Annotated in this window: 14 protein-coding genes; 13 read left to right on the top strand and 1 reads right to left on the bottom strand. The window is 54.3% G+C overall.

Annotated elements, in window-relative coordinates:
- The 12 genes from murD (at window position 1) to recN (ending at window position 15,105) form a co-directional block, all read left to right on the top strand.
- The gene (gene murD / locus BM231_RS07025; RefSeq protein ID WP_093518022.1) at window positions 1-1,401 is read left to right on the top strand and encodes a UDP-N-acetylmuramoyl-L-alanine--D-glutamate ligase; all 1,401 of its coding nucleotides are present in this window, start codon (window positions 1-3) and stop codon (window positions 1,399-1,401) included.
- Entirely contained in the window at window positions 1,401-2,558 is a 1,158-nt protein-coding gene (locus BM231_RS07020) for an FtsW/RodA/SpoVE family cell cycle protein (protein ID WP_093518021.1), read from the top strand. The genes murD and BM231_RS07020 overlap by 1 nt, the downstream gene beginning before the upstream one ends.
- Window positions 2,559-2,586: 28 nt before the next feature.
- The gene (gene murG, locus BM231_RS07015; protein WP_093518020.1) at window positions 2,587-3,711 is read left to right on the top strand and encodes an undecaprenyldiphospho-muramoylpentapeptide beta-N-acetylglucosaminyltransferase; all 1,125 of its coding nucleotides are present in this window, start codon (window positions 2,587-2,589) and stop codon (window positions 3,709-3,711) included.
- Complete coding sequence (gene murC, locus BM231_RS07010) at window positions 3,708-5,129, top strand: UDP-N-acetylmuramate--L-alanine ligase (protein WP_093518011.1); 1,422 nt, start codon at window positions 3,708-3,710, stop codon at window positions 5,127-5,129. Before murG ends, murC begins: the two co-directional genes overlap by 4 nt.
- On the top strand, window positions 5,126-6,100 hold the full coding sequence (gene murB, locus BM231_RS07005) for a UDP-N-acetylmuramate dehydrogenase (protein ID WP_093518009.1): 975 nt from the start codon (window positions 5,126-5,128) through the stop codon (window positions 6,098-6,100). The genes murC and murB overlap by 4 nt, the downstream gene beginning before the upstream one ends.
- 49 nt (window positions 6,101-6,149) lie before the next feature.
- Window positions 6,150-7,073 carry a D-alanine--D-alanine ligase gene (locus BM231_RS07000; protein ID WP_093518007.1) on the top strand — a complete coding sequence of 308 codons (924 nt, stop codon included), beginning with the start codon at window positions 6,150-6,152 and terminating at the stop codon, window positions 7,071-7,073.
- Entirely contained in the window at window positions 7,061-7,975 is a 915-nt protein-coding gene (locus BM231_RS06995) for a cell division protein FtsQ/DivIB (RefSeq protein WP_208860161.1), read from the top strand. Before BM231_RS07000 ends, BM231_RS06995 begins: the two co-directional genes overlap by 13 nt.
- Window positions 7,972-9,294 (top strand): cell division protein FtsA, encoded by a 1,323-nt coding sequence (gene ftsA, locus BM231_RS06990; protein ID WP_063289938.1) that lies wholly within the window; start codon window positions 7,972-7,974, stop codon window positions 9,292-9,294. Before BM231_RS06995 ends, ftsA begins: the two co-directional genes overlap by 4 nt.
- Window positions 9,295-9,404: 110 nt before the next feature.
- A complete protein-coding gene (ftsZ, locus tag BM231_RS06985) occupies window positions 9,405-11,168 on the top strand; it encodes a cell division protein FtsZ (RefSeq protein ID WP_093518005.1) in 1,764 nt (587 codons plus the stop codon).
- 247 nt (window positions 11,169-11,415) lie between these two features.
- Window positions 11,416-12,378, top strand: a complete 963-nt coding sequence (gene lpxC, locus BM231_RS06980) for a UDP-3-O-acyl-N-acetylglucosamine deacetylase (protein ID WP_093518500.1) — start codon at window positions 11,416-11,418, stop codon at window positions 12,376-12,378.
- 153 nt (window positions 12,379-12,531) lie between these two features.
- A complete protein-coding gene (locus tag BM231_RS06975) occupies window positions 12,532-13,398 on the top strand; it encodes an outer membrane protein assembly factor BamD (RefSeq protein WP_093518003.1) in 867 nt (288 codons plus the stop codon).
- Between the two features lie 33 nt (window positions 13,399-13,431).
- On the top strand, window positions 13,432-15,105 hold the full coding sequence (recN, locus tag BM231_RS06970; RefSeq protein WP_093518001.1) for a DNA repair protein RecN: 1,674 nt from the start codon (window positions 13,432-13,434) through the stop codon (window positions 15,103-15,105).
- 48 nt (window positions 15,106-15,153) lie between these two features.
- Here the strand turns inward: recN and BM231_RS06965 are convergent, their stop codons facing one another.
- Window positions 15,154-15,666 (bottom strand): HPP family protein, encoded by a 513-nt coding sequence (locus BM231_RS06965; protein ID WP_093517999.1) that lies wholly within the window; start codon window positions 15,664-15,666, stop codon window positions 15,154-15,156.
- 111 nt (window positions 15,667-15,777) lie between these two features.
- On the opposite strand from BM231_RS06965, the gene BM231_RS06960 reads away from it, so the two are divergent.
- Window positions 15,778-16,359 (top strand): TetR/AcrR family transcriptional regulator, encoded by a 582-nt coding sequence (locus tag BM231_RS06960; RefSeq protein WP_093517997.1) that lies wholly within the window; start codon window positions 15,778-15,780, stop codon window positions 16,357-16,359.
- The last annotated feature ends 28 nt before the right edge of the window (window positions 16,360-16,387 follow it).

The raw sequence follows: 16,387 nt of genomic DNA, 5'->3' as shown, positions 1-16,387 counted from the left end.
ATGATCCCTATCCGTCATCTTGCAGGCAAAGAAGTCGCGTTGTTCGGGCTCGGAGGGTCCGGGCTTGTGACTGCGCGTGCGCTTGAGGCTGGCGGTGCTCGGGTTGATGTGTGGGACGATAATGAGGCCAGCGTTGCCACCGCTGAAGAATACGGGCTTGCTGCGATCGATCTGCGTGAAGCGGATATGTCCCGCTACGCAGCACTGGTTGTTGCGCCGGGTGTTCCGCTGACGCATCCGACACCGCACTGGAGTGTGGAGCGGGCGAGGCAGGCTGGTATTCCGGTGATTGGGGATGTGGAGCTTTTCGTCAATGAGCGGGAAGCGGTTTGTCCTGAGGCGCCGTTCGTTGCCATCACTGGGACCAACGGCAAATCCACCACGACAGCGCTGATCTCTCATGTGCTCAAAGAATGCGGCATGGATGTTCAGATGGGGGGCAATATTGGCCGTCCGGTTCTGGATCTCGAAGAGTTTTCCGAGGATCGTGTCTATGTGGTTGAGGTCTCCTCCTACCAGATCGATCTTGCGCCAAGTCTTGTGCCGGATATCGGGGTAATGATGAACCTGTCGCCGGACCATCTGGACCGGCATGGGAACATGGAGAATTACGCGTCCATCAAAGAGCGGATCGTTAAAGCGGCGCGTCTTGCTGTTGTTGGCGTGGATGATGAATTCAGTGCAGCTATTGCGCAGCGCCGTGCAGAAAGCGGTGAGCCGGTTGAGCTGATCTCTTGTCTGGGGCCTGTCGAGTTTGGCGTTTATGCTGAAGACGGTAAGGTCTTTGAGGTTTTTGATGAAGAGCAGGTGGTTGTGGCTGACCTGTCTTCCTCCAACACTTTGCGTGGCTCTCATAATGGGCAGAATGCCTCTGCTGCTGTTGCGGTTTGTGCAGCACTTGGGCTGGAGCTTGACGAGATTGCGGCTGCGCTTGCGACCTTCCCGGGTCTTGCGCATCGTTTGATGCTGGTTGCTGAAGCAGGCAAGGTTTTGTTTGTGAACGACAGTAAGGCGACCAATGCAGAAGCTGCTGCGCATGGGCTGGCAGCGTTTGACCGGATTTATTGGATTGCTGGCGGTCGTCCGAAGGCGGGCGGGATTTCTTCGCTTAAAGCCTACTTCCCGAAGATTGTTAAAGCGTACCTGATCGGCGAAGCGGCGGAAGAGTTTGAGCAGGAACTAAGCGGCTCAGTTGAGGCACACAAGTTCGGCAGTCTGGATATGGCTGTTGAAGCGGCAGCGCGCGATGCGGCGCGTGACAAGAGCAAAGAGGCAGTGGTTCTGCTGTCTCCAGCTTGTGCGTCCTTTGACCAGTTCAAGAGCTTCGAAGTTCGCGGGGATGCATTTGAGAGAGCGGCTGTTGCTGCTGCCAAAATGCTGAATGGTGAGGGGGCACGCTGATGGTTTCACGTACAGATCGCAGTGCGTTTGCAGAATGGCTCTGGACGATTGATCGTTACATGCTGATCGGCATCTTCACGCTGATGGTGTCTGGTCTGGTGTTGTCTCTTGCAGCGAGCCCTCCTGTTGCTGAACGCCTCGGGCTTGAGAGCTTTTACTTTGTGAAGAAGCAGGCGCTTTTCCTTATCCCAAGCGCCGCTGTGATGCTGGGCGTTTCTGCGCTTTCGCCGCGTTATATACGCCGCGTGGCGTTGGTGGTGTTCTGCGTGATGTTGGTGCTGTTGTTGGGCACGCTGTTTTTCGGGTCTGACATTAAAGGTGCGCGGCGCTGGGTGAGCTTGTTTGGTGTTTCCATTCAGCCATCAGAGTTTATCAAGCCTGTGCTTGTGGTGATCATTGCGTTCCTGTTGTCTGAAGGGCGCAAAGCGCAGGACATTCCGGGGCAGCTGATCTCCATTCTTCTGTTTGGCATTGTGGCCGCCATGCTGGTGGCGCAGCCTGACTTTGGGCAGACCATGCTGCTGACTATTGTGCTGTTTGCGTTGTTTTTCCTGAACGGGCTTTCCTGGCTGGCGATTGTGCCGCTCGGCGTTATGGGCATTCTTGGCGTTGCTGCAGGCTTTACGTATCTGCCGCACGTGCGCGGGCGTATCATGCGTTTTCTGGATCCGTCTTCCGGAGACACCTACCAGATCGATAAGGCCATCGACTCCTTCATTGCTGGCGGGTGGCTTGGCCGTGGTGTGGGTGAAGGTACGGTGAAACGGATTTTGCCGGATAGCCATACAGACTTTATCTTTGCGGTGGCTGCGGAAGAATACGGCATCATCGTTTGTGTGGTGCTGGTGACCGTGTTTGCGTTTGTCGTGCTGCGCGGTCTTTACATGGCAACGCAGGATCAGGATCCGTTTGGCCGTCTGGCGTCGTCCGGTCTTATCGTCATGTTTGGCCTGCAAAGCACCATCAATATGGCGGTGAACCTCAACCTTATGCCTGCGAAGGGAATGACCCTTCCGTTGATCTCATCAGGTGTGTCGTCGTTGATGGCGATTTCCCTGACGATGGGTTTTGTGCTGGCGCTGACGCGGAAACGCCCGCAGCCGCGCAAGAACCCGATTATTACCGTTACCCGTGCTGCCCCTGTGCAGCCTGCCTAAAAGAGTTTTGCCTGTGTCGGAGAGTGAAATGAAGCCAAAGATTATGCTCACTGCTGGAGGAACGGGTGGTCACCTGTTTCCTGCACAAGCGCTGGCCTGTGAGCTGAAGCGCCGTGGGTATGGTGTTGAGCTGATCACGGACAGTCGCGCAGACAAGTACGGCAGTGCTTTTCCAGCAGATAACGTGCATCTGGTCAAAAGCGACACCATTCGTGGCAAGAACCCGATTTCTCTCGCCAAAACGGCGATCAAGCTTGGCTTGGGTACGTTGCAGGCCATGAAAGCAATCCGCGCAGCTAAACCTGCTGCGATTGTTGGCTTTGGCGGGTATCCGACCTTTCCGCCAATGTTTGCTGGCCGTCTCTTAAGTGTTCCATCCATTTTGCATGAAGCCAATGCTGTGATGGGTCGGGCGAACCGGATGCTGGCCAAAGGCGCAAGTGCCGTTGCAACCAGCTTTCCGCTTAAAACATTGCCTGCTGATCTGGCTGCTAAAGCGACCATGACCGGCAATCCACTGCGTGACAATGTGATCGCGGTGTGTGGTCAGGCCTATAACGCACCAGAAAAAGGTGGCGCTTTTCATCTGCTGGTGTTTGGTGGCTCGCAGGGTGCGCGCGTGTTCTCTCAGATTTTGCCAGAGGCGTTGAAGCTGATGGCGCCGGAAGATCGCGAGCAGCTGGTCGTTGTGCAGCAGGCGCGACCTGAAGATCTGGAAGGACTTGAAAGCTCCTATCGCGAGATGGGTGTTGCGGCGCAGGTTGCGTCCTTCTTTACTGATTTGCCTGAGCGTATTGCGGCGGCTCATCTGGTTATCAGCCGTTCCGGTGCTGGTACTGTATGTGAGCTGGCAGCGATTGGGCGTCCTTCTATTCTGGTGCCTTTACCGGGTGCTCTTGATAACGATCAGGGCATGAATGCGAATGTGCTTGCTGAGGCAGGTGGCGCATGGCCGATCCCACAAAAAGAACTTGATCCGCAACGACTGGCCCGTGAGCTGAAAGAACTCATGGATAATCCGGGCCGTCTTGCACAGGCAGCACACGCAGCACAGGCGCAGGGCGCGCCGGAAGCTGTACAGCGCCTTGCGGATCTGACCGAAACACTTGTTGGTGCTGCACCGGCGAATGAACAAAGAGAGATTACCTCATGAAAATGCCAGTAGACATTGGGGGAGTGCACTTCGTCGGTATCGGCGGCATTGGAATGAGCGGTATTGCCGAAGTGCTGCATAATCTTGGCTACCGTGTTCAGGGCTCTGACATGTCCGAGAATGCAAACGTGCAGCGTTTGCGTGATAAGGGCATCAAGGTCATGGTCGGTCATGCTGCAGAGAACCTGGAAGGCGCTGATGTTTGCGTCATCTCTTCCGCTATTAAGGGTAGCAACGTTGAGCTCAAGGCTGCACGCGAAAACAACATGCCTGTTGTGCGCCGCGCCGAAATGCTGGCTGAGCTGATGCGCTTTAAACAAGCGATTGCCATTGGCGGCACACACGGTAAGACGACGACGACCTCCATGGTTGCGGCGCTGCTGGATGCTGGCCACATGGATCCGACTGTTATCAACGGCGGCATCATCAACGCATACGGTACCAACGCCCGCATGGGTGAAGGAGACTGGATGGTGGTTGAGGCGGACGAGTCTGATGGGACGTTCGTCAAGCTTCCTGCTGATATTGCTGTTGTAACCAACATCGATCCTGAACACCTTGATCACTACGGTGATTTTGATGGTGTCCGCGCTGCGTTTGCCCAGTTTGTTGAGAACGTTCCGTTTTACGGTTTTGCGGTTATGTGTCTGGATCACCCAGAGGTGCAGAGCCTTGTGGGTCAGATTGAAGACCGCCGGATCATCACTTATGGCACGAACCCACAGTCTGATGTTCGCTTTACTGATGTCTCGACTAAGGGTGGCAAGTCCATCTTCACCGTGATCATTCATGATCGCCGCGGGGATAAGGTGACTGAGCTCAAGGATCTGGTGTTGCCAATGCCGGGTCTGCACAACGTTTCCAATGCGACAGCTGCGATTGCTTTGGCGCATTCTCTCGGTATTTCTGATGCGAACATCCGCAAGGGTCTGGCAGGATTTGGCGGAGTGAAGCGTCGCTTTACGCATACCGGGACGTGGAACGGTGTGGAGTTCTTTGATGACTACGCGCACCATCCCGTGGAGATCAAGTCCGTCTTGCATGCGGCGCGCGAGGCAGCTGAAGGTAAGGTGGTTGCTGTGATGCAGCCCCACCGCTTTACACGCTTGCAGAGCCTGTTTGATGATTTCTGTGCCTGCTTCAACGATGCAGACAAGGTGGTGATTACCCCTGTGTTTGCGGCTGGTGAGCAGCCGATTGAAGGGGCTGATCAGGCTGATCTGATTTCTGGTCTGCGTGCTGGTGGTCACCGTTCGGTTCACAGCATTGCCGGTCCTGATGAGTTGGCTGGCAAGATTGCAGAGCTGGCGGAGCCAGGTGATCTGGTGATTTGCCTTGGTGCAGGGAACATTACTCAGTGGGCTTACAAGTTGCCTGTAGAGCTGGAAGCGCTTTCTCCCAAAGGAGAGACTGTATGAGCCAAACTGTAAGCTACCCTGATCTGCTGCCACGGCTTGGTGATGCTGTCGAAGATATCCGTGGTCGTCTGATCCCGAACCAGCTGCTTTCTGCGGTGACATGGTTTCGGGTGGGTGGCCCTGCGCAGTTGATGTTCCAGCCTGCTGATGAAGCTGATCTGGCTGTGTTCATGAAGGCACTGCCTGAAGATGTGCCTGTGACTGTGGTTGGGCTTGGTTCTAACCTGCTGGTGCGTGATGGCGGCATTGAAGGTGTTGTTATTCGTTTGCCAATCCGCGGGTTTGGTCAGGTCGAGTATCTGGGCGGACATAAGCTGCGGGCAGGGGCGTGCGTTCCTGACAAGAAGCTGGCGGAAGAAGCGGCGAAGACCGGTACTGGTGGCTTCGCGTTCTACACCGGTATTCCAGGTGCTGTTGGTGGAGCGCTGCGCATGAATGCAGGGGCTCACGGCACCGAGACAAAGGACCGCGTTGTTAACGTTAACGCGGTGACACGATCCGGCGAAATCCTGACTCTTTCCAATGAGGAAATGGGCTATGCGTATCGCCATTCTTCTGCGCCAAAGGACCTGATTTTTACCAGTGCGGTGTTTGAAGGTTTTGCGCAAAGTGAAGACGAGATCCGGGTGGAAATGGCTGAAGTTGTTGCTCATCGTGAGAAAGCACAGCCCATTCGCGAGAAAACCGGTGGCTCAACTTTCAAAAATCCTGAAGGCAACAGTGCCTGGAAGGTGGTTGATGCAGCTGGATGCCGTGGATTGCAGATCGGCGGCGCAAAAATGTCGGAATTACACTGCAACTTTATGTTGAACGTTGCAGACGCTACCGCTCACGATTTGGAAATGCTTGGCGAGACTGTTCGCCGGGATGCTCTGGCAAAGACAGGGACGCGTCTGGAATGGGAAATCAAGCGTCTTGGGACGTTTGTGGACGGAGCGGCGATTGAGCCGTTTTTGGGTAAAGCGGACTAACTCCGTTCACGTGTTGTTTTAGGCGTTTAAATCAGGATTGGGTTTTGTGATGACCAAGCATGTTGCAGTTTTGATGGGTGGATGGGTTGCTGAGCGACCTGTTTCTCTGTCTTCAGGCAAAGACTGTGCGGACGCTCTGGAAGCGGCTGGTTATCAGATCACGCGTGTGGATGTTGACCGCAACATTTCTGCTGTGCTTCAGGAGTTGAAACCGGACGTGGCATTCAATGCGCTGCATGGGCCGTTTGGTGAAGACGGAGCTATTCAGGGTATTCTGGAAGTTCTCGATATTCCGTACACCCATTCTGGCGTGATGTCGTCTGCGCTTGCCATGCATAAGGAAAAGGCGAAGGCCGTGATGATGGCAGCTGGTGTTTCGGTTGCCAATGCCGTTGTGGTCAGCCGCGCGGATGCTGCGCGCCGTCATGTGATGGAACCGCCTTATGTGATCAAACCAATCAATGAAGGATCGTCCTTCGGTGTGCTGATTGTGAAGGAGGGGCAAGAGCATCCTCCGCAGGAATTGACACGCGAAGATTGGCAGTATGGTGATTTGCTCATGGTCGAGCGTTACATCCCAGGTCGCGAATTGACGTGCGCGGTGATGGGTGATGTGGCGTTAGGGGTACTAGAAATTGTACCGCTGGGTCACACTTATTACGATTATGACGCAAAATACGTCCCAGGCGGTTCACAACACATACTTCCTGCGGAAATTTTACCATCTGTTTACCAAGAAATACAAAAATCAAGTCTCAAGGCACATCAGGCTCTGGGGTGTCGCGGCGTTACACGCGCCGACTTCCGTTTTAACGAAGGACCCGGTGGCCTAGGAGAACTGATTTGTCTTGAGGTGAACACTCAACCCGGCATGACGCCAACATCACTGCTCCCGGAAATCGCGGCACATGCCGGGCATGATTTCCAAGAATTGGTGAGTTGGATCGTGGAGGACGCAAGTTGCGGAAGATAAAGGCAAAATTTGATGCATTGCGGGAACGCACAGGCGTCTGGAGCTATCGCTTCAGAAGTCGTGGCGTATCGCGTTTGCACCAGAGACCCGCTTGGGGGGTCACTGGATTTTTTGCACTTATCCCATCCTGGGCACCAACTGCGGGTGCTTTTGGCTTCCTTGCTTTGTCCGCTGCCTATGGCATTACGCTGGGTGGACACGCACGTAATGTGAGCGAATCAGTTACATCCTCCGTTGGTTTCGCGGTGAATGAGATCAAAATGGAAGGTTTGCAGCGTGTTACTGAGTTTCAGGTGCTGGAAGCGCTTGAACTTCACGAACGCCCTTCTTTGATGTTGTTTGATGCAGCTGACGCGAAAGAGCGTCTGGAAGATATTGCCTGGATCCGGAATGCGGCCATCCAGAAGTTCTACCCCGGTACGCTGCGTGTGATGATCAAAGAGCAAGAGCCTTATGCGCTCTGGCAGCGTGGGGACATTACGTCTGTCATCACCAAAAAAGGCGAGGTCATTACCGATGAGGTGGATGGCCGTTATGCGAATTTGCTTCGCGTGGTCAATCACGGTGCGCAGCTGCGTGCTGGTGAGATCATGAGCGAGCTGGACAATTTCCCAGGTATCCGTGCCCGGGTGCGCGCTGCAAAGCTGCGCTCCGAACGACGTTGGGATCTTGCCTTGGAAAACGGAATTACAGTGCGTCTTCCAGAATTTGATGTTGGCGATGCGCTGGCTGAACTTAAGAAGCTAGATGATCAAGGTGGTTTGCTCTCCCGCGATATCGTTGCGGTGGACCTGCGTTTGCAGGATCGCGTTGTGGTGCGTCTTTCGGATGACGCCGCCATTCGCCGCAAAACCACCATCGAGCAACGGGGTACGCCCTCCAACTCCGGGAGGGACACATGAGCTCGAATAAGAACGTGATTTTTCTGCCGCGGATGCGGCCTTTGCCAAGCCGCAGATCTGTTGTGGTTTCTGTGCTGGACGTCGGCTCCACGAAAGTGTGCTGTATTATCGCGAAATTGGTGCCCGGTGACGAGGAAGACCTGATGCCGGGCCGTTCGCATGGCATTGAGGTGCTGGGATACGGTTATCAGGCGTCTGCTGGCATGAAGTCTGGCGTTGTTGTGGACATGGATCAGGCTGAACAGGCGATCCGCCGCGCGGTTGATCAGGCCGAGCGTATGGCCGGTGTGATGGTGGAAACGCTGCTGGTGACCGTCAGCTGTGGCCGTCTGCAGAGCGAGATCTTCTCCGCCACTGTGCCGCTTGGAACTGAAGGTGTGACTGAGGCCGATATTCAGCGTGTGCTGGCTGCCGGGTCTACCCATACGGCTACCGAGGGACGAGCGGTGATGCATGCGCTGCCGATCTCCTACGGGCTGGATGGTAACCGCGGCATTCGCGATCCGCGTGGCATGATGGGCCGCAAGCTGGGCGTGGACATGCAGGTGGTTTCAGCAGAAGTGCCGCCGGTGCGTAATCTGGAGCTTTGTATTGAGCGTGGACACCTGCAAGTGGAGTCACTGGTTGCGACGCCTTACGCGGCAGGCCTTTCCACGCTGGTAGAAGACGAGATTGAGCTGGGTGTGGCCTGTATTGATATGGGTGGTGGCACAACCACGCTTTCGATTTTTGTTGATGGGCAGATGGTGCATCTGGATGCGCTGGCTGTTGGCGGTAATCACGTCACCATGGACGTGGCGCGCGCGCTCTCCACACGGATGGAAGCTGCTGAGCGTTTGAAAGTTTTACATGGGTCGGCCCTGCCAAGTGTGGTGGACGACCGTGATTTTATTCAGGTGCCGCCCGTGGATACGGATGGCGATCTGCCAACGCAGATCCCCCGGGCGATGCTGACGCGGGTTATTCGCCCGCGCGTTGAAGAAATATTGGAGATGGTGCGAGACCGGATTGTCGCTTCTGGTTTTGCAGGCCGAGTGGGCAAACGTGTTGTGCTGACAGGTGGGGGCAGTCAGTTGACTGGTCTTTCTGAAACGGCACGACGCATTCTTGGGCGCAGTGTGCGTCTGGGGCGTCCGCTGGGTATTTCCGGTTTGCCAGAGGAAGCCAAGGGTCCGGCGTTCTCGGCAGCTGTGGGCCTGCTGATTTATCCGCAGGTGGCACAGATTGAGCAATTCGAACCCCGGCACCAACGCCGTGGCCTTAAAGGGCGCGGGAGCTATCTGGCTCGAGTTGGTCAGTGGATTAGAGAAAGTTTCTAGTGGGGATCGCATAACCCCCACTATCACGAGTTTCGCCAGATGCGGCGGACGCACGAGAGGAAGAACGACGTGCCCGACTTCGGGCATGTTATTAGGGTCGCGAGGTTAATATGACAATCAACCTGAAAATGCCTGATATTCAGGAATTGAAGCCCAGGATCACCGTATTCGGTGTTGGTGGCGGTGGCGGAAACGCCGTAAATAACATGGTAACGAGCGGTCTTCAGGGCTGTGACTTTGTTGTTGCAAACACGGATGCGCAAGCATTGGCACTTTGCCAGGCTGAGCGTGTTATCCAGATGGGCGTTGCTGTAACTGAAGGTTTGGGCGCTGGTTCCCAGCCTGAAGTTGGTGCAGCTGCTGCTGAAGAAGTTATTGACGAGATCAACGATCACCTGTCCGGCTCGCATATGGTGTTTATCACCGCGGGTATGGGTGGTGGCACCGGTACCGGTGCTGCGCCAGTTGTTGCTCGTGCTGCGCGTGAACAAGGTATACTGACCGTCGGTGTGGTTACCAAACCCTTCCAGTTTGAAGGGTCCAGACGTATGCGTGTTGCCGAAGCCGGCATCGAAGAGTTACAGCGTAATGTTGACACTCTTATTGTTATTCCAAACCAGAATCTGTTCCGCATTGCGAATGCACAGACCACCTTTGCCGATGCCTTCTCCATGGCTGACCAGGTGCTGTACTCCGGTGTTGCGAACGTCACTGACCTGATGGTCAAAGAAGGTCTCATCAACCTCGACTTTGCTGATGTACGCTCCATAATGCGTGGCATGGGTAAAGCGATGATGGGTACCGGTGAAGCATCCGGCGAACAGCGTGCCATCCAGGCTGCTGAAGCTGCGATTGCTAACCCGCTGCTTGACGAGACTTCTATGAAGGGCGCGCGCGGTCTGCTTATCTCCATCACTGGTGGTAACGATCTGACGCTGTTTGAAGTTGATGAAGCTGCTACTCGTATCCGCGAGGAAGTAGATCCAGAAGCGAACATCATTCTTGGTGCGACCTTCGATGAATCTCTGGACGGTATTATCCGCGTTTCTGTTGTTGCCACTGGCATCGACAAAGAGCTGCGTGAAGATATCTCTCCTGCAGAGGTTCGTATGGCTGAACTCACAGAGCGTCTGCAGAGCGCTACTACGCCTACGCCCAGTCCAGCGGTAGCTGCGCCGGTAGAAGTAGCTCCTGCACCCACCCCAGTTCGTGCGATGCGCGCGATGGGCTCCGCAGCAGCCGAAACACTTATGCACTCTGAGCCGGTTGCTGTTGCAACTGACCCGGAAGTGGAAATTGCTCCTTATCAGGCCCGTCGTTATGAGCCTGTGCAGGAATATGATGCACTTGAGGAACCAACGCAGGCTTTTGACGAGCCTACCAATATTCCTGAGCCATTTATTCCACCTGTTGCACAAAAGGCAGAGCCTCAGTCACGTATGCCACGTGTTGAAGACTTTCCGCCAATTGCACAGCGTGAAATTCGTGCGCACACGGAAACTCCTGCTGCAGCGCCTGCTCCACAGCCGGCAACTGCAACTCCTCAGCCAGCACCAGCCACTATGGCTCAGCCGGTTGAAGAGCATGATGAGCATCATCTGGAAGAAGAGCGCCGCCCAATGGGTCTTCTGCGCCGTTTGACTGGTGGTCTTGGCCGCCGTGAAGATGAGCACATGGAGCACCATGAACCAGTGCAGGCAGATGCGTTTGCTGAGGCTCCACGCCAGCCAGCAGCGCCTCGTCCTACTGAGACCCAGAATCACGGTGCAGCCGGGACTCTGGACGCTGGTGGACGCCCTGCGCCTGCACGCTCTCAGATGATCGAAGATGATCAGTTGGAAATCCCGGCGTTCCTGCGCCGCCAAGCCACCTGATTATCAACAGAACTCGCGCCTCTCGAGCAGCAATCCGGATTTTTCCGGGTTGCTGCTTTGCGTTTTTAAGTGAAATTGTCGGTAAATGTACCTAAAATTTTCAGGACGTTACAAACCGTAATAAAGCTTTATTTTATTTGGTAAGCTCCAAGAGCTATGTTCCAGCCAACCCGCAGAGGGTATTCGAAAGTAGTGGCTCATGAGGTTCAGTATGTACCTGGAGCGGAATGATAAAGGCTGGAACAATATGGGAATGCGTGTCGAAAAACAGACAACGCTTGCAGACAGTGTAACCTTGAATGGTATTGGGGTTCACTCCGGCGGTCCAGCTTCCATTACTCTTCACCCTGCAGACGCTAATTCCGGCATTGTTTTCCATCGTAGCACCAAGGGCGGCTACGTGCAGACGGAAGCAAACTGGAAGGAAGTCACTGCAACTTCTTTGTGCACCGTACTTGGTGATCCTCATGACAGCGGCATCTCTACCGTTGAGCACCTGATGGCTGCTCTGCGCGGTATGGGCGTTGACAATGTGACCGCTTACATTGACGGACCTGAGATGCCAATCATGGATGGTAGCTCCGAAGCATTCGTTGAAGCTATCGACCGTGTTGGCCTGAAAACGCTTGGCACAAAGCGTCGTTTTATCCGCATCAAAGAAAAAGTTCGTTACGTTTCCGGTGATCAGTGGTGTGAACTCAACCCGTTTGACGGCACCCGTTTTGACATCACCATCGATTTCGATCACGAGAAAATTGGTTGTCAGCAGCTCAAGTTTGACCTGACACCTGATTACTTCCGTGATGAGATTTCCCGTGCCCGTACCTTTGGTAGCGTGCAGGATGTTGAGAAGCTCTGGAAGCTTGGCTTTGCCATGGGCTCCTCTTTAGAGAACTCCGTTGCTCTTGACGGTGATCGCGTTCTGAACCCTGAAGGAACCCGTTGGGCAAACGAATTTGTACGTCACAAAAGCCTTGATGCAATCGGTGATCTTGCTCTTGCTGGTCTGCCTATTTTGGGCGAGTACCGCTCCTACAAAGGCGGTCACCGTATGAATCACTGCATCCTTGTGGAGCTTTTCAAGAACCCGGATGCTTTTGAGATTGTTGAAGCTGATGTTGCTCTGGAAGACCGTCATGGACGCGAAAAAGGTCATGCCGAATTGATTGGCGGACTGCAGGCTGCAGCATTTGGCCCTAACGTCTCCTGAGGCTAAAATAGTTATTCAACGGTTTTTGCCTCTATTCCGACATAAATTCGAGGCAAATGCTGTGGTACTACGTGACGTTATCCAAACATTGAGATAGAAGCGTGAACTGGGAGGGATTTTACCCGAATCCCAACACGATAGGAGTCGGAAACATTGCTGCGTTCAGATGCTGCCGGGACTGCTTTGGGGGCTAATCGCCTCAAAAGAGCGATTAGATATACCTCTTTGGCGTTGGCACTCGTTATTGCGGGCTGTGCAACCAAGGATGATGTTGACGATCTTGCGTTGGATGATACGCCTGCGGAAGTGATGTTCAATGAAGCTTTGGCTCTTCGCGCTTCTGGCGACACACAAGCAGCAGCGAAAAAGTTCTACGAGCTTGACCGCATCTATCCTTACTCCGAATTCGCGCGTAAATCGCTGATCAACATTGCTTACCTGAACTTCAAAATGGGTAAGTATCCTGAAGCGATTTCTGCCGCTGAACGTTTCACTTCGCTTTATCCTGGTAATAAGGATTCTGCTTACGCGCTCTACATTATTGGTGAGTCCTACTTCCGTCAGATCCCAGATGTGGGTCGTGATCAAGCTGTGACTGCCAAAGCGCTGGAAGCAATGCGTGAAGTTGTTCAGCGCTACCCAGATTCTGAATACACTAAGCAGGCTCGTCAGCGTATCCGCGCGACGGAAGATCAGCTGGCTGGTAAGGAAATGGAAGTTGGCCGCTACTACCTAGCACGCCGTAACTACCTTGCCTCCATCAATCGTTTCAAGACTGTGGTGAGCAATTATCAGACCACCCGCCACGTTGAAGAAGCGCTCTATCGTCTGACCGAAAGCTATTATGCGCTTGGTGTGACGAACGAAGCACAGACAGCTGCAGCAGTGCTGGGACACAACTTCCCGCAGAGCCAGTGGTACAAAGATGCGTTTTCTCTTTTGAAAAAGGGCGGTCTGGAGCCACATGAGAACAAAGGCAGCTGGCTTAGCAGGGCATTTGGGGATATGAAACTCCTTTAAGCCTTTCAAGGAATCGGAGTTTCCTAGACTACCATGCTGGCATCGCTTTCTATTCGGGATATCGTTCTCATTGATAAGCTGGATTTGCATTTCAGCGACGGCATGAGTGTTCTGACGGGTGAAACCGGTGCAGGTAAGTCTATTCTTCTCGACAGTTTGAGCCTCGCCCTTGGTGGGCGAGGGGATGCCGGACTGGTTCGGCATGGTCAGGACCGCGGTCAGGTGAGCGCGGTTTTCGACGTTCCAATGGCGCATCCTCTGCGCACCCTTCTTCAGGAAAATGAACTAGAACACGATAGCGATATCATCTTGCGCCGCGTGCAGGCGTCTGATGGACGTACACGTGCGTTTGTGAACGACTCACCGGTAAGTGCTGGTTTGCTGCGGCAGATCGGAGAGTTGCTGGTTGAGGTTCATGGACAGCATGATGACCGTGCACTGATTGATCCTGAGAGCCATCGTCAGCTGCTGGACAGCTTTGGGGGGCTGGAAGGTGATGCTGCGAAGGTGGGGCAGAGCGCGAAAGCGGTTCGTAGTGCTGAGAAGGCTCTGAAGGATCATGTTGCTCGCATTGAGGAAGCCCGTCGTGAGGCGGATTATCTGCGCTCCAGTGCTGATGAGCTGAGCGCGCTTGACCCTCGTGATGGGGAAGAGAATGAGCTTGCTTTGCGTCGTCAGGATATGATGCAAGTGGAGAAGATCGCGGGCGATCTGCGCGAGGGCTATGAGGCGCTTGACGGACCAGCCTCTCCAATCCCTGAGCTTTCCAGTTTATTGCGCCGTCTTGAGCGTAAGGTTGATCTGGCGCCGAACTATCTGACAAGTGTGGTTGAAGCTATCGGCGGTTCTCTGGATCAGCTGGAGGAAGCGCGCGGTGGTTTGGAACAGGCGCTGCGTGATACCGATTTTGACCCGCAAGAGCTGGAGCAGACGGAAGAGCGTTTGTTCGCATTGCGGGCTGCGGCTCGTAAATATTCTGTGCAGCCGGATGACCTTGCTAAACTGCGGGCGCAGATGGAAGGTGATCTTTCCGATCTGGATGCTGGTGAAGAGAAACTGCAAGCGCTGGAAAGCGCTGTGGAGGCCGCCAAGCAAACTTATGACAAGTTGGCGGCTGCGCTCTCAAAGAAGCGCCAGAAGGCTGCTAAGGGACTTGAGGCTGCTGTTCATGCTGAGCTTCCAGCCCTGAAGCTGGAACGGGCGCGGTTTATCATCAATATCGAGAGTGATGTTGAGCAACGCGGGCCGTCCGGTATCGACACTGTCGAGTTTTGGGCGCAGACCAACCCGGGCACCCGTCCAGGACCGATGTTCAAAGTTGCTTCTGGTGGTGAACTCTCCCGCTTCCTATTGGCGTTGAAGGTGTCGCTGGCAGACAAAGGGTCTTCTCCGACACTGGTGTTTGATGAGATTGATACCGGTGTGGGTGGTGCAGTGGCTGAGGCGATTGGCGTGCGTCTTGCCCGCCTTGCGAACAGTGTTCAGGTGCTGACGGTAACGCACGCACCGCAAGTGGCAGCGCGTGCCAATGGTCACTTCCTGATCCGCAAGGATGAGGTGGAGAAAGACCGTGTTGCGACCCGTGTCACTGAGATCGCTGAGAGCGACCGTCACGAAGAGATTGCCCGGATGCTCGCTGGTTCCACTATCACCGAAGAGGCCCGTGCCGCAGCCAAGCGTCTTATGGGCCAAGAAGAGCTGATTTAACGCGCTCTTCCTCTTTGCCGGCATGTGTTCCCCTTTAAATTTGCCTTCTTACCACCAGTAGGCGGGATAGGCTGAGCGTTTGCTGAGTTTTAGGAAAACCCACGCCACGATCACCAGTAATACAGCGCCTGTTAGTGTTGGAAACAGCAGGAAATCCCAGCCTGGCTGAGCCAGAAAGATGATGACCGGGTTTGAGCCTGCTGGCGGGTGAACGGTGCGCGTTGCCATCATCAACGCAATTGCCAGCCCTGCTGCCAAAGCAAGTGCCCACCAAGTGGGACCGAACAATGTAAGGAGCAGCAGTCCGACAAACGAACTCAGACCATGGCCTGCGATTATGTTTCTTGGCTGTGAGAAGGGTGCTTCTGGAAATCCAAAAATGAGAACGCAGGATGCGCCGAAGGAGCCGAGCAGCAAGGCAGCTTCGAGGCTACCATCCATCAATGCCAGAATTGCGATGGCAACAATCCCGCCAAGCCCTCCAACGAGAATGTGACTGAGTGGATGTTTTGCAGGCAAAGGGTTGCCAGAGGATCTGAAGATATTCTCAAACTGTGCCATTGGGATATCCGTGCATTCATGTTTATTTTTAAGGAGACCGATTGGTCTACTTGTGTAAGTAGACAATTCGGTATACCTCTGTCAATCAGATTTAAATATGGAGTATCTGGTATGTCCGCGAAGCGTCAGAATTTGGTGCTCGGTGCCTTTGAATTGTTTTATGAGAAGGGCGTGCATGCTGTGGGCATCAACGAGGTGCTTGCGGCCTCGGGTGTCGCCAAGAAAACGCTCTACAACCACTTTGCCAGCAAGGATGAGTTGGTATTGGCTGTGCTGGACTATCGAAATGATGCCTACTTGAAGTGGTTGGGCGAGCGTCTAGAACGTGTCGACACCGGTGCTGGCAAAATCGATGAATTATTTGATGCTCTTGATGACTGGTTCAATGACCGAGAAGAGGCGTTGCATGCTTTTCGTGGGTGCTTCTTTATCAATGTGAGCGGTGAGTATGGGCAGCCGGAGAGTGCGATCTATCAGAAATGCGTGGAGCACAAGCAGGCCGTCGAGGAGCTGATTCTTGCTGCTGTTGCGCTTCTGGGGTTGTCTGAGGATGACAGTGTGGAATTGACAGATGCGCTCAGTGTTTTGAAGGATGGAGCAATCACCAGAGCACGTGTGCAAGCGGATCTTGGTGCGGCTCAGCGGGCAAAGAAGACTGCCCGTCGTTTGCTTGCTGGCTTTCTAGGGGCTTGAAGCTTAGCTGGATGTACTCTTCTGGTGT

Origin of the sequence: Pseudovibrio ascidiaceicola, assembly GCF_900114245.1 — a bacterium.
Lineage (GTDB): Bacteria > Pseudomonadota > Alphaproteobacteria > Rhizobiales > Stappiaceae > Pseudovibrio > Pseudovibrio ascidiaceicola.
This window is presented reverse-complemented; position numbering and strand designations above follow the sequence as displayed.